13 protein-coding genes are annotated in these 12,512 nt (G+C 68.0%); 6 read left to right on the plus strand and 7 right to left on the minus strand.

The window, feature by feature from the left end; all coding sequences use genetic code 11:
• Window positions 1-9 precede the first annotated feature (9 nt).
• Together EET13_RS02900 and EET13_RS02905 are read left to right on the plus strand one after the other, a co-directional pair.
• Complete coding sequence (locus tag EET13_RS02900) at window positions 10-1,290, plus strand: vWA domain-containing protein (protein WP_122440879.1); 1,281 nt, start codon at window positions 10-12, stop codon at window positions 1,288-1,290.
• Between the two features lie 14 nt (window positions 1,291-1,304).
• On the plus strand, window positions 1,305-2,417 hold the full coding sequence (locus tag EET13_RS02905; protein WP_122440880.1) for a glycoside hydrolase family 76 protein: 1,113 nt from the start codon (window positions 1,305-1,307) through the stop codon (window positions 2,415-2,417).
• On the opposite strand, the gene EET13_RS02910 is transcribed toward EET13_RS02905, so the two are convergent.
• The gene (locus EET13_RS02910) at window positions 2,406-3,092 is read right to left on the minus strand and encodes a VTT domain-containing protein (RefSeq protein WP_122440881.1); all 687 of its coding nucleotides are present in this window, start codon (window positions 3,090-3,092) and stop codon (window positions 2,406-2,408) included. The genes EET13_RS02905 and EET13_RS02910 overlap by 12 nt on opposite strands.
• 96 nt (window positions 3,093-3,188) lie before the next feature.
• Between EET13_RS02910 and fbaA the strand changes: the two genes are divergently transcribed.
• The gene (fbaA, locus tag EET13_RS02915) at window positions 3,189-4,232 is read left to right on the plus strand and encodes a class II fructose-bisphosphate aldolase (RefSeq protein ID WP_122440882.1); all 1,044 of its coding nucleotides are present in this window, start codon (window positions 3,189-3,191) and stop codon (window positions 4,230-4,232) included.
• Between the two features lie 18 nt (window positions 4,233-4,250).
• On the opposite strand, the gene EET13_RS02920 is transcribed toward fbaA, so the two are convergent.
• Window positions 4,251-5,084 (minus strand): Rv0361 family membrane protein, encoded by an 834-nt coding sequence (locus EET13_RS02920; RefSeq protein ID WP_122440883.1) that lies wholly within the window; start codon window positions 5,082-5,084, stop codon window positions 4,251-4,253.
• Between the two features lie 151 nt (window positions 5,085-5,235).
• Between EET13_RS02920 and EET13_RS02925 the strand changes: the two genes are divergently transcribed.
• Complete coding sequence (locus EET13_RS02925) at window positions 5,236-5,649, plus strand: DUF3151 domain-containing protein (protein ID WP_122440884.1); 414 nt, start codon at window positions 5,236-5,238, stop codon at window positions 5,647-5,649.
• A gap of 134 nt (window positions 5,650-5,783) precedes the next feature.
• Here EET13_RS02925 and EET13_RS02930 read toward each other — a convergent pair whose 3' ends face one another.
• The 4 genes from EET13_RS02930 to EET13_RS02945 are packed head-to-tail and all read right to left on the minus strand — an operon-like array spanning window position 5,784 to window position 8,993.
• A complete protein-coding gene (locus EET13_RS02930) occupies window positions 5,784-6,602 on the minus strand; it encodes a GNAT family N-acetyltransferase (RefSeq protein ID WP_211189018.1) in 819 nt (272 codons plus the stop codon).
• A complete protein-coding gene (locus EET13_RS02935) occupies window positions 6,599-7,513 on the minus strand; it encodes a cation diffusion facilitator family transporter (RefSeq protein WP_122440885.1) in 915 nt (304 codons plus the stop codon). The genes EET13_RS02930 and EET13_RS02935 overlap by 4 nt, the downstream gene beginning before the upstream one ends.
• 42 nt (window positions 7,514-7,555) lie before the next feature.
• Window positions 7,556-8,335 carry a site-2 protease family protein gene (locus tag EET13_RS02940; RefSeq protein WP_425294216.1) on the minus strand — a complete coding sequence of 260 codons (780 nt, stop codon included), beginning with the start codon at window positions 8,333-8,335 and terminating at the stop codon, window positions 7,556-7,558.
• A gap of 10 nt (window positions 8,336-8,345) precedes the next feature.
• Window positions 8,346-8,993 (minus strand): peptidase M50, encoded by a 648-nt coding sequence (locus EET13_RS02945; RefSeq protein WP_122440887.1) that lies wholly within the window; start codon window positions 8,991-8,993, stop codon window positions 8,346-8,348.
• An 87-nt stretch (window positions 8,994-9,080) separates the two neighbouring features.
• Between EET13_RS02945 and EET13_RS02950 the strand changes: the two genes are divergently transcribed.
• On the plus strand, window positions 9,081-10,379 hold the full coding sequence (locus tag EET13_RS02950) for an adenylosuccinate synthase (RefSeq protein WP_122440888.1): 1,299 nt from the start codon (window positions 9,081-9,083) through the stop codon (window positions 10,377-10,379).
• Window positions 10,376-11,053 carry a PaaI family thioesterase gene (locus tag EET13_RS02955; RefSeq protein WP_122440889.1) on the plus strand — a complete coding sequence of 226 codons (678 nt, stop codon included), beginning with the start codon at window positions 10,376-10,378 and terminating at the stop codon, window positions 11,051-11,053. Before EET13_RS02950 ends, EET13_RS02955 begins: the two co-directional genes overlap by 4 nt.
• Window positions 11,054-11,060: 7 nt before the next feature.
• Here EET13_RS02955 and EET13_RS02960 read toward each other — a convergent pair whose 3' ends face one another.
• On the minus strand, window positions 11,061-12,362 hold the full coding sequence (locus EET13_RS02960; protein ID WP_122440943.1) for a PPE family protein: 1,302 nt from the start codon (window positions 12,360-12,362) through the stop codon (window positions 11,061-11,063).
• Between the last annotated feature and the right edge of the window lie 150 nt (window positions 12,363-12,512).

Consider the following 12,512-nt stretch of genomic DNA (forward strand, 5'->3'; position numbering starts at 1 on the left):
GACGCTCCGATGAACCCTGCGTTGCTGCGGGGCGTGGACCTGGCGGCGTTCGCGGCCGCCATGGTGGCCCGGCTGCGTGGCGCCGGGGTACTGGTGTCGGCCGGCGGCCAGGCGTCCTTCGTGGCCGCGCTGCGGGAAATGCCGCGCACGGCGCCGTCGCTGTACTGGGCGGCCCGGCTGACGCTGGTGAACCGGATGGAAGATCTCGCCGCCTTCGACGAGGTGTTTGGAGGGGTGTTCGGCGCCATCGACCTTGTTGTCGCCGGGGTAAGCTCACGGCCCCCATCGCTGCCGACACTTGCCGGCCCGCGGACACCCGCCGCCGGGAGGGTGCGTTACGCGGGCAGATCCGGTACCGCCGAGGCGCAGAACCTGCCCTGGTCTACCCGGTCCGCCACCGAACAGGCCGCCGCCAGCAGCATCCGGCTTCCCGAATTGCTGCCCAGCCGCATCGCCGCCCTGGCCGATCAACCGTTCGACCGGTTCGATACCGACGACCTCAAGCTGTTGGGGGCATGGCTGGAGACCGCGGCGCAGCACTGGCCGCGGCGACGCAGCCTGCGGTCGGAGTCCAGCCGCCACGGCAAGCGCATCGACCTGCGGGCGACGATGAAAGCCTCGCGGTCCACCGGTTGGGAGTCGATGGTGCTGGCGCGAAGCAGGCCACGCCAGCGGCCGCGCCGCATTGTGCTGGTCTGTGACGTGAGCCGGTCGATGCAGCCCTACGCCGCGATATACCTGCATCTGATGCGGGCGGCGGCGCTTCGCCGGGTGGGCGTGCGGCCCGAGGTGTTCGCGTTTGCGACGTCGTTGACCCGGCTGACGGCGGTGTTGGCGCACCGCTCTGCCGAGGTTGCGCTGCAGCGGGCCAACACCAAGGTGATCGACCGATACGGCGGCACGTTCATCGGCCGCAGTATCGAGGCACTGCTGGCCCCACCACACGGCAATGCGTTGCGCGGCGCGGTGGTGATTGTCGCCTCCGACGGCTGGGACAGCGACCAGCCCGAGGTCCTCGGACACGCGCTGGCCCGGGTGCGTCGTCGCGCCGAGTTGGTGGTGTGGCTCAATCCGCGGGCCGCGCAAGTCGAGTTCCGGCCGCTGGCCGGCTCGATGGCGGCGGCGCTGCCGCATTGCGATCTCTTTCTGCCCGCGCACTCGCTGGCCGGCGTGCATCAATTGCTGCAGCTGATCACCCGGCCAGTGCTGAGAATGCGGGACAGCGAGTCTGCGCGGCGACACCGCGGGGGCGCGCAGCTTTCACCCGCAACGGACACGCCGGCCGGGTAGGGCAAGATCGACCCATGGACCAGCTCTGGGCCAACCGGGCAGCCACTTCTGAAGCCGCCGTCACGCAGCGCCACCTGCGGCGGTTGTGGGCGGTGCCGGGAACGCAGCTGGGTGTGGTGGCCTGGCCGGCGGCCCGCAAAGACCGGCTGTTCGGCACCTGGCACTACTGGTGGCAGGCGCATCTGTTGGATTGCCTGGTCGATGCGCAACTGCGCGACCCGCAGCCACAGCGGCACATCAGCATCAATCGGCAGGTCCGCTCGCATCGGCTGCGCAACAACTTCTCCTGGACCAACAGCTATTACGACGACATGGCGTGGCTGGCGCTGGCGCTCGAACGCGCCGCCCGGATCGCCGGTGTGCAGCGCCGGCGTGCGCTGCCCAAGCTGGCCAACCAGTTCGTCAAGGCATGGGTGCCCGAGGACGGCGGCGGTATCCCGTGGCGCAAGCAGGACCAGTTCTTCAACGCCCCCGCCAACGGGCCGGCCGGAATATTCCTGGCCCGTTATGACGACTGGCTCGGGCGCGCGCAGCAGATGGCCGACTGGATCGACCGCACGCTGATCGACCCGGAGACACACCTGGTATTCGACGGCATCAAGGCCGGATCTTTGGTACGCGCCCAGTACACCTACTGCCAGGGCGTGGTGCTCGGCCTGGAAACCGAGCTGGCGGCCCGCACCGGCGACCAGCGCCACGTCGCCCGGGTGCACCGGTTGGTCGCCGCCGTCGACCAGCAAATGGCTCCGGCGGGGGTGCTGCGCGGCGCCGGCGGCGGCGACGGCGGCCTGTTCGCCGGCATCACCGCTCGCTACCTCGCCCTAGTGGCCACGACGCTGCCGGGGGACTCCGCCGACGACGTCGCGGCCCGTGACACCGCCCGCAAGATAGTGCTGTCGTCGGCGAAATCGGCGTGGGACTACCGGCAAACAGCCGACGGGCTGCCGGTCTTCGGGGCGTTCTGGGACCGCGACGCCGAGCTGCCCTCCGCGGCCGGGCAGCAGGCGCAGTTCATCGGGGGAGCGGTGAACAGTTCCGAGATTCCCGAGCGTGACCTCTCGGTACAGCTGTCGGGTTGGATGCTGATGGAGGCCGCCCACAGCGTGGCGGTCGGCTCACTCGGGTAGCGCGGGCTCGTTTTCCATTGCCTGCTCTTTGGCCCGGCGCCGGGAGCGGTAGCCCCGCCAGGCCGCCGTCATCGCCGGTAGCAGCGAGACGAACAGGATGCCCAGGATGATCTTTTCCAGGTTGTGGTGCACAAACGGCACATTGCCCAGGAAGTAGCCGGCCAGCGTCACGCCGGCTCCCCAGGTGATGCCGCCGACGATGTCGAACCCCAGAAATACCGGATAACGCATGTAGGAGACGCCGGCGATCACCGGCACGAAGGTTCGCGCGAACGGCACGAAGCGGGCCAGGATGACCGTCCACGGCCCGTACTTCTCGAAGAACGCGTGCGAGTCCGTCACATAGTGCTTTTTGAAGAACCGCGAATCTTCCTTCTTGAACAGCGCCGGCCCGATCCGGCGGCCGATGAAGTACGCGTTCTGATCGCCGAGGACCGCTACCACCGCTACGGCCGGAGCCAGCACCCCGATGGTGACCGGCGGGTTGGTGCTGGCGGCCAACAGCCCGCCGGTGAACAGCAGCGATTCGCCGGGCAGCAGCGGGAAAAGCAGGCCCGTCTCGATGAAGACGATCAACAGGATCCCGGGCAACACGGCGGATCCGAAAACTCCGTCGGCGCCCAGCCAGTACATCGGGTCGAGGATGTCCGGCAGGGCCGTCACGGCGGTGTTCACGATGTCCCAACATACCGGGCCTGACCCGCCGGCCTGGACACAAACGTTGATGTTGCAATACTGGGTAGACCCAGCAGTCTTCGAGGAGGAAGTTCCATGCCCATCGCAACGCCCGAGGTCTACGCCGAGATGCTGGGACGTGCCAAGGAGAACGCGTACGCCTTTCCGGCCATCAACTGCACGTCGTCGGAGACCATCAACGCGGCGCTCAAAGGCTTCGCCGACGCGGGCAGCGACGGCATCATCCAGTTCTCCACCGGAGGCGCGGAGTTCGGCTCGGGCCTCGGCGTCAAGGACATGGTGACCGGCGCTGTCGCGCTGGCCGAGTTCGCCCATGTGGTCGCGGCCAAGTACCCAATCAACGTCGCGCTGCACACCGATCATTGCCCAAAGGACAAACTCGACAGTTATGTGCGGCCGCTGCTGGCGCTCTCGTCGGAGCGGGTCAGCAGGGGCGACAATCCGCTGTTCCAGTCGCACATGTGGGACGGGTCGGCGGTGCCGATCGACGAGAACCTGGTGATCGCTCAGGAACTGCTCAAGTCGGCGGCGGCCGCCAAGATCATCCTCGAGATCGAGATCGGCGTGGTGGGCGGCGAGGAAGACGGTGTCGCCAACGAGATCAACGACAAGCTCTACACCACTCCCGACGACTTCGAAAAGACCATCGACGCCCTGGGCCACGGCGAGCATGGCAAGTACTTGCTGGCCGCGACATTCGGCAACGTGCACGGTGTCTACAAGCCCGGCAACGTCAAGCTGCGCCCGGACATCCTGGCCCAGGGACAGAAGGTGGCGGCGGCCAAGCTCGGGTTGGCCGACGCTGACGGAATAGGGGCCAAGCCATTCGATTTCGTCTTCCACGGCGGTTCGGGCTCACTGAAGTCGGAGATCGAGGAGGCGCTGCGCTACGGCGTGGTGAAGATGAACGTGGACACCGACACCCAGTACGCGTTCACCCGACCGATCGCCGGTCACATGTTCACCAACTACGACGGCGTGCTCAAGGTCGACGGCGAAGTGGGCGTCAAGAAGGTCTACGACCCGCGCAGCTACCTCAAGAAGGCCGAAGCTTCGATGACCGAACGCGTGATCGAGGCCTGCAACGACTTGCACTGTGCCGGAAAGTCCCTCGGCTAACAGGGGCTGCTCGGCACCTCAGTTGCTCGGGGACTGGCAGATCTTCCACTGGTCGTCGCGGAACTGCAGGTCGAGGCTGCGCGTCGAGCGAACCTGCGGGTCGTAGGCCATGAACGTGGTGACATTGGCTTCGGCGTGCTGGCCGTTGACGACCACCTGGTCGATGCTGGCGATGACCGGATACTGCTTGGCCGCCGAAACGCGTCGATAGGTTTCCGACCAGGAATGCTCGTCGTAATCCACGTAGCCGTCGCGCGTGGTGCCGCAGGTAATGCTGCGCAGCGTCGTCAGGTCGCCGGTCTGGATCGCCACGTCGAAGCTCTGAATGGTCTGGCGCACCTGATCTTCCTGTGACACCTTCGAGTGCTTGGTACGCGTGAACAGCACCGTGCCCAGAATGGCGATGGCCGCCACCGCCAGCACGATCACCACAATCGCCAGCACCCAGCCCCAATTGCGTTGCGACAAGGCCGGCGACTTGCCGCCGCGAGGTGGAATCGACTGCGGCATAGCGGTTTTCGGCGGCATACTGATCGGTGGCGGCGGACCGGCCGGTGGCGGCGTGTGGAAGACCTCGGTGGCCGGCTCCGGCGAGGTGGCGATCACCTGGGTCTCCTTGGCGTCGAAGCCGGGTGCGGTAAAGCGGCGCTCGCGCTGCCGGTCGGTGTTTCCCGATTCCGGGTTGTCCTGCGGATCGGACTTGGAGATCACCACGGTCGCGGTTTCGGCATCATCGGGGATCAAAGGGTCGGGAATCGGAGGATTTCCCTCGGTGCCTGCGGCGCCTTCATTGCCGGCCGACTGGTCCCCGGTTTGGGTGTCGTCACGGTCGGGTTCGGGTGCGTTGGGCATAAGTAGTGTCGTCCTCTCGCTATCGAGTGGGTAGTTGGGAGCTTAGCGATTCGACCCCCGATCCGCCCGATCGCCGAGGTGAGAACGCGTCCTAGACCAGGGACCACCAGCCCGGACAGCGGCCGGTGCACAACGATGCAAAATAGAGGCCATGACGCCGATGAGTGATCTTCTGGGGCCTGATCCGATCCTGCTGCCCGGCGACAGCGAGGTCGAGGCCGAGCTGCTGGCCGGTGAAAACCCGGGCATCGTCGCTGCCGCACATCCGTCGGCGTCGGTGGCCTGGGCTGGTCTCGCCGAGGAGGCGCTTGCCGACGACAAGGCCATCACCGCCTACGCCTACGCCCGTACGGGCTATCACCGCGGCCTGGACCAGTTGCGCCGCAACGGCTGGAAGGGCTTCGGCCCGGTGCCGTATTCCCACCAGCCCAATCAAGGCTTTCTGCGCTGTGTGGCGGCGCTTGCGCGGGCCGCCGACGCCATCGGGGAAACCGCCGAGTACGAGCGGTGCCTGGACCTGCTGGACGACTGCGACCCCGCGGCGCGCCCGGCGCTGGGCCTCTGACCCGGGCGGCTCACCGCAGGTCATCGATGACGTAGGTGTCGGGCCGGTTGTAGGCGGGCGCGTCGGGTCGGTGCATCGACACTCCGTAAGACTGTGCGGTGAACCCGTGCCGGAGCATGCTCCGATAAGCGAGGCTACGGCTGAGGTTGACGCCCGCTTCCACTCTGCGCATGCCGTGCTGGCCGGCCAGCGTCTCGCAGGCGTCCAAGAGCTGCCCGAAGACGTGCTCGGCGGTCCGCGGGCTGACGGCGGCGAACTTGATGTAACACGCGTCGGCGCCGGCCATCCGTGCCGGCACCCAGGTGGCAGATCGCGAACGCGTCCAACGAGTCGCCGCTGCACAGCAGCACCGTCTCGCCCAGTTGCTGAGTGTCGACCGACCGAATCTCGCCGCTGACGTCCAGGCCGTCGTAGACCTCGTCGGTCAGGGCACGGCAGGCATCGATCAGCTCGGTCCGTTCGGCGCTGCTGGTCTGCGACAGTCTGGTGAATGAGACGGTTCCCGGCTCGGCGGGGGTCTTCGCGAGCACCCCGGTCAAGAACCGGGGCCAGAACCCGAACTTCTGGTAGAGGTGGATGTGGCCGGGGCTGTGCGCAAATGTGAAGAGTCCAGCGGCCGTCACATCCCAGGAGTCGATCAGCTCGATCGTGGCCGTCATCAACTGCTGGGCGATGCCTTGGTTCCACAGCGACGGTGTCACTGTCAGCGGCCCGAAGAACGCGAAAGTGCCCCATCTGGTCGCGAGATTCGAGCCCACCACGGCGCCGTTCTCCTCGGCGGTAAGCGCGGCAGCTGGATCGGCACGCCACCGCGTCCGGACGTACTCGCGATCCGCCCAGAAGGTCTGCGGGTTGGGCGCCCGCATGAACGTCGCGAATGCCTGGCGGCAAATCGCGCTCGCCGTCGACAGGTCTGCCTCGCGCATGGGCCGGATCAGACGGTCAGCAGTCATGGCTGCAGGTTGGCCAAGCAGGAACCGGCCTCTTCGGGCCGCTCGACCTGAACCGTGGCGTGCTCGAGCCCCCGGGCGTGCAGCACCGTACGCGCATCGCGTAGCACTGCGGCGGATTCGCCGCTGCCGGTCAGGTGGGCGGTGACCATGTCCTTACCCGGTGACAGTGTCCATACATGCAGGTCGTGCACGTCGATTACGCCGTCCACATCGCGCAGCGCCGATCGTAGTTCGGCTACGTCGATGTGGCTGGGTGACGACTCGGAAAGGATGCGCAGCGCGGCGCGGGCCAGCGACAGTGCGCGGGGTGCTACCCACAGCGCGCCCAGGACGGCGACCACGATGTCGGCGTAGGGCCAGCGTGTCGTGACGGTCACGACCCCGGCGATCAGCACGCCCAGGCTGCCGACGGTGTCGGCGACGACTTCCAGATAGGCACCCCTGACCGCCAAACTGCCCTGGGAATGCGACCGCAACAGCATCGCGACGACGCAGTTGGTGGCCAAGCCCGCCAGCGCCACCACGATCATGGGCACACCGGGAACCGATGGCGCTTCCCGGAGACGGTCCACCGCCTCGTAGAGGATGAACAGCGCGACGCCGATCAACAGCACCGCATTGGCTACCGCGGTGAACACCTCGGCTCGGTGCCAACCATAGGTGCGGTCGGGCGACGAGCTGCCCCGCCTGGCCAGCACGACGGCGGTCAGCCCCATGAACACGGCAACGACGTCGGTGAGCATGTGTCCGGCATCGGCCAGCAGCGCGATCGAGTTGATCAGCAGCGCCGTGGTCAGTTCCACCACGAACAACGCCGCCAGGATGGCCGCGGCAGCGAACATGCGCGGGATCATGCGCGAGGTGTCCGCTCCGGCTGGGCCATGCGGGGTGTGATGGTGGTCAGCGCCCATGACCAGCAATATATGCGTAATCACGCATATATTGCAAGGTGGTCAGATCCAACGGCTCCAAAACCGAGTCAGCGAATTGCCTGCGCCCGCGAGCACGTGCGGCACTCCGGAGAAGTCGAAGAGCCAGCCGACAATGCCGAACAGCCACTGGTTCAGCATCGGTGTCAGCAGGACGAACAGCAGGATGAAGACGCCGAACTGCCTGGCCGGTGCCAGCGCCCGCTGCGTCTCCGGACTCAGGTGCGGCTCCAGGGCGTCGTAGCCGTCCAGGCCCGGGATCGGCAGCAGATTCAGCACCACCGCCATGATCTGCAGGAAGCCCAGGAACGCCACCCCGGCCCACATCACCCAGTGGCGCTGGTCATAGAGCAACCGCGTTGCGGTCAACAGCAGCGCGGCTAGCGCCACGTTGGCCGCCGGCCCGGCCAGGCTGACCAGGCTGCGACGGGTTGGGGTCATAAACCACGTCCGCAGGTAGACGGCCGCGCCCGGCAAGCCGATTCCGCCCAGGGCGATGAACACCATCGGCAACAGCAGCGACAGGGCCGGATGGCTGTAGCGCCGCGGGTCCAGGGTCAGATAGCCCCGCACCGCGGTGTCGTGGTCGCCGAATCGCCAGGCGGTGAACGCATGCCCGAACTCGTGCAGGCATAGCGACACCAACCAGCCGGCGATCACGAAGATGAACACCCCGGCATAGGCCAGCGGGCGTACGCTGGCCCCGGCCAGCCACGCCAGCGCCCCACCGACGGCCGTTAATCCGACCAGGCCCAGAAAGATCGGGCTGGGTAGCACCGACTCGTGCAGGCCGATCTCTCTCACCGATCGAAAACTACCGGACCAGCAGCCACCCTTCGACATGGCGGTAGACCGAGGATCTGCGTACCGATCGGGGCGCGGCGACGCCGTCGCGCACCACCGCGGCGCCGGTGGTGCCCAACTGGGCGGCGCGTCCGCTGATCCAGCGGCGCCACGGCCCGGCCTCCAGGGCGGCCCGCAGCCCCGGCAGCTCCGGCGTCGGCTCGATATGAACCCCAGCGACCTCGCCGTCGAACAGCACGGTGTCGTCGACCACCGCCTCGCCGCGCACCAGCCGCTCCTGGTCCGGGGGAATCCAAGCTGCCCGCCCGACAATCGCCGTCGCGGTCTCGTCGCGGATCAGTGGCACCCGATGCGCCGTTCCGTGCCGCGCCCGTCGCGCCGCCCGCCGCCCGGCGGGCAACCGATACACCCGGGTTGCTCGGGTGCGCCGGCGCGGCGCGTAGCCCACCTCGATGTCGAGCCGGTTGGTGCGCAGCAGCCGGGTCAGCACGCCGGCCAGGTCGGCGTCACCACCCACCACGACCAGCCGCCGGCAGGACCGCAGCGCGGTTTCGAGGTCATCGGTGCGCTGCGTCGGCAGGCCGGTCAGCGGGCCGGGGACCGGCCGATCCCCGAACACCACTACCACGGTGGCGGGCGGTTCGGCACGGATATGCATGGTTCCTCCCAAACCGCTGAGTAGGGTAAGTCACCGGCTGGACCACAATAAGCGGGCACAATCCGTGAGAGCAGGTGGGAGCGCGTCATGCCGGCAATCGTCCTCATCGGCGCCCAATGGGGCGACGAGGGCAAGGGTAAAGCCACCGATCTGCTCGGTGGCCGAGTGCAATGGGTGGTGCGCTACCAGGGCGGCAACAACGCCGGGCACACCGTCGTCCTGCCCACCGGTGAGAACTTCGCGTTGCACCTCATCCCGTCGGGTGTGCTGACACCCGGGGTCACTAACGTCATCGGCAACGGTGTGGTGATCGACCCCGGCGTACTGCTCGACGAGCTGCATGGTCTGGAAGAGCGTGGGGTCGACACCTCCAAGCTGCTGATCTCGGCCGACGCCCATCTGCTGATGCCCTACCACGTGGCCATCGACAAGGTCACCGAGCGCTATATGGGCAGCAAGAAGATCGGCACCACCGGCCGCGGTATTGGCCCCTGCTACCAGGACAAGGTGGCCCGCATGGGGATCCGGGTCGCCGATGTGCTCAACCCCGAGCAGCTGGCCCACAAGGTGGAGGCCGCACTCGAGTTCAAGAACCAGGTGCTGGTCAAGATCTACAACCGCAAGGCGCTGGAGCCCGACCAGGTCGTCGAAGCGCTGCTGCAGCAGGCCGACGGTTTCCGCCATCGCATCGCCGACACCCGGCTGCTGCTCAACAACGCGCTCGACGCCGGCGAAACGGTGTTGCTGGAAGGCTCCCAGGGCACCCTGCTCGACGTCGACCACGGCACCTACCCCTACGTGACGTCGTCGAATCCGACCGCGGGCGGCGCGGCCGTCGGCTCCGGCATCGGCCCGACCCGGATCCGGACAGTGCTGGGAATTCTCAAGGCCTACACCACCCGCGTGGGCTCGGGCACGTTCCCCACCGAGCTGTTCGACGAGAACGGCGAATATCTGTCCAAGACCGGCGGTGAGTTCGGGGTGACCACCGGCCGGCGTCGGCGCTGCGGCTGGTTCGACGCCGTCATCGCCCGCTACGCCACCCGGGTCAACGGCATCACCGACTTTTTCCTGACCAAGCTCGACGTGCTGTCCAGCCTGGAGACGGTGCCGGTGTGCGTCGGCTACCGAATCGACGGCAAGCAGACCGACGAGATGCCGATGACCCAAAGCGATCTGTGCCGCGCCGAGCCCGTCTATCAGGAGCTGCCCGGCTGGTGGGAAGACATCTCCGCGGCGCGTGACTTCGACGACCTGCCGGCCAAGGCGCGTGACTACGTCTTGCGGCTGGAAGAGCTTGCCGGAGCGCCGGTTTCGTGCATCGGTGTCGGCCCTGGGCGTGATCAGACTATCGTGCGCCGCGACGTCCTGGCGGCCCGGGCGTGACGCATTATTCTTCGTTCGGGTCGTCGGTGCAGCCACCAGAGGAAGATCCCGAATACCAGCACCACGGCGGCTTTCCCGAGTACGGCCCGGCCAGCCCCGGCGCCGGATTCCGAAGCTTCGTGACCACCATGCGCCGTCTGCAGGACCTGGCGGTGTCGGCCGCACCGGGCCCGGACGCAGAGGCCGTGTGGGAGCAGGCCGCCGAGCGTGCCGCCGCGCTGGTCGAGCTGCTGGGCCCGTTTGAAGCCGAGGAAGGCCAATCGCCGGCCGGGCGGACTCCCGACCTGCCCGGCATGGGCAGCCTGCTGCTGCCGGCGTGGACGTTGACCCGCTATCAGCCCGACGGGGTGGAGATGACGGGTTCGTTCAGCCGCTTTCACGTCGGGGGCAACCACGCGGTGCACGGCGGGGTGCTGCCATTGCTGTTCGACCACCTGTTCGGCATGGTGTCGCATGCGGCCGGGCGGCCGATCAGCCGGACCGCCTTCCTGCACGTGGACTACCGCAAAATCACGCGGATCGACACGCAGCTGGTGATCCGGGGACGGGTGACCCGGATCGAGGGCCGCAAAGCGTTCGTGTCCGCGGAATTGGTGGACGCGAACGGGCCTGGCGAGACGGTGTTGGCCGAGGGCAACGGTCTGATGGTGCGGCTGCTGCCCGGCCAGCCCTGAACGCAGGCTACTGGCTTTGGCTCGGGTTCGGCGGCACCACGATGATCGTCGCCCCCGGGATCGCCGCCAGGGTCGCGGCCAGGTTGGCTACCACGCCCGGCGGCAAGCCGGACGGTAACCCCGGGATGTTCGCGCCAGCCGCCGCCGGGAGCGAGGGCATGTTCGCGGCAGGCCTGCCGGCCGCTGCGGCCCCGCCGCCAGTGCCCGGTGCGGCCGCGCCCGGGGCCGGCGAGGTGGCACCGCCCCGGGCGGCCAGGCCGGCCAGGCTGGTCCCGGCCAAGCCCGCCGCCGCCATGCCCGTATAGCCGCCGTCCGACCCGCCGGTCATATACATGGGTGTGGCACCGGGGAACATCGCCGCGACTTGGCGCACCGCCGGCGGAAGCATCCAGCCTTGTGGCACCGAGAGCCCGCCGATGTTGGCCGAGTAACCCGAAAGCGCAGCGATCGGCGGCTGGGTTGGGGTGATGATCCGGCCCGGCGGGAACGAGGACCCTCCCCTGCTGGGCGCCGACGGGCCGACGCCACCCTCAGCGCCGTCATCCGATTCCGCGGCCAAGGGATCCTTTTCCCACTCGTCGACCTCGTCGTGGCGGTAGACCTCGATCAGTTGCGCCGTCTGGACACCCAGGCTGGCGGCCGCGACCGACACCGCAGCGGCCACCAGAAGGTCGAGTTCCCCAAGTGGTGTGGGCAGGTTCACCAAATCGGGCAGTTCGACCACTGCGGCGGCCGGCGCAGCGGCCGCCGCAGCCGCGGTGGCTTCGGCCGCCGGCTGAATCCCGGTCGTGGTCTGCGGCGGAGCGGCAAACGGCGGCAGCTCCGACGCGGCTGCCGAACTGCCGGCGTAGCCATCCATGACCACAATGTCCTGAGCCCACATTTCGCTGTAGTCGGCTTCGCTGGCGGCTATCGCCGGCGTGTTCTGCCCGAAAATGTTCGTCCGCGCCAGCGCGACCATGGTGCTGCGGTTGGCTGCGATCTCACCCGGGGGCACTGTCGACGCATACGCCGATTCGTAGGCGTTGGCCGCGGCAACGGCCTGAGCCGCGGCCTGCTCGGCCTGAGCCGCGGTGACCCGCATCCACGCCACGTAGGGGGCGGCGGCGGCCGCCATCGACAGCGCCGAGGGGCCCCGCCACTCGTCGCCGGTGAGGCCGGCTATCACCGCGGAATACGACGCGGCCGTGGCGTTCAGTTCGTTGGCTAGTCGCTGCCAGGCCGCGGCCGCATGCAGCAGCGGAGCCGAGCCTGGACCGGCATAGAGCCTGGCGGAATTGATTTCCGGCGGCAGGGCCGCGAAGTCCATCCCGATCGTCATCGCTATGTCCCTCCCGGGCCCGCCGCGGCGGCGTGGGTCGCGTCGCCGGCCGCATCCACCGGCGGCCGGGTCATCACGAAAGACATCGACTTCTCCTTGACGGAAACTGCGCGGTCCGCGAAGGGCCTTCTTTCCGGC

The organism is Mycobacterium attenuatum (assembly GCF_900566085.1).
Taxonomy (GTDB): domain Bacteria; phylum Actinomycetota; class Actinomycetes; order Mycobacteriales; family Mycobacteriaceae; genus Mycobacterium; species Mycobacterium attenuatum.

Bases quoted from the DNA above. Each gene is read 5' to 3' on its own strand.
- fbaA (WP_122440882.1), top strand. From the start codon at position 3,189: ATGCCCATCGCAACGCCCGAGGTCTACGCCGAGATGCTGGGACGTGCC.
- EET13_RS02945 (WP_122440887.1), bottom strand. From the start codon at position 8,993: ATGCATATCCGTGCCGAACCGCCCGCCACCGTGGTAGTGGTGTTCGGG.
- EET13_RS02900 (WP_122440879.1), top strand. From the start codon at position 10: ATGAACCCTGCGTTGCTGCGGGGCGTGGACCTGGCGGCGTTCGCGGCC.
- EET13_RS02935 (WP_122440885.1), bottom strand. From the start codon at position 7,513: ATGGGCGCTGACCACCATCACACCCCGCATGGCCCAGCCGGAGCGGAC.
- EET13_RS02930 (WP_211189018.1), bottom strand. From the start codon at position 6,602: ATGACTGCTGACCGTCTGATCCGGCCCATGCGCGAGGCAGACCTGTCG.
- EET13_RS02905 (WP_122440880.1), top strand. From the start codon at position 1,305: ATGGACCAGCTCTGGGCCAACCGGGCAGCCACTTCTGAAGCCGCCGTC.
- EET13_RS02960 (WP_122440943.1), bottom strand. From the start codon at position 12,362: ATGGACTTCGCGGCCCTGCCGCCGGAAATCAATTCCGCCAGGCTCTAT.
- EET13_RS02920 (WP_122440883.1), bottom strand. From the start codon at position 5,084: ATGCCCAACGCACCCGAACCCGACCGTGACGACACCCAAACCGGGGAC.
- EET13_RS02950 (WP_122440888.1), top strand. From the start codon at position 9,081: ATGCCGGCAATCGTCCTCATCGGCGCCCAATGGGGCGACGAGGGCAAG.
- EET13_RS02925 (WP_122440884.1), top strand. From the start codon at position 5,236: ATGACGCCGATGAGTGATCTTCTGGGGCCTGATCCGATCCTGCTGCCC.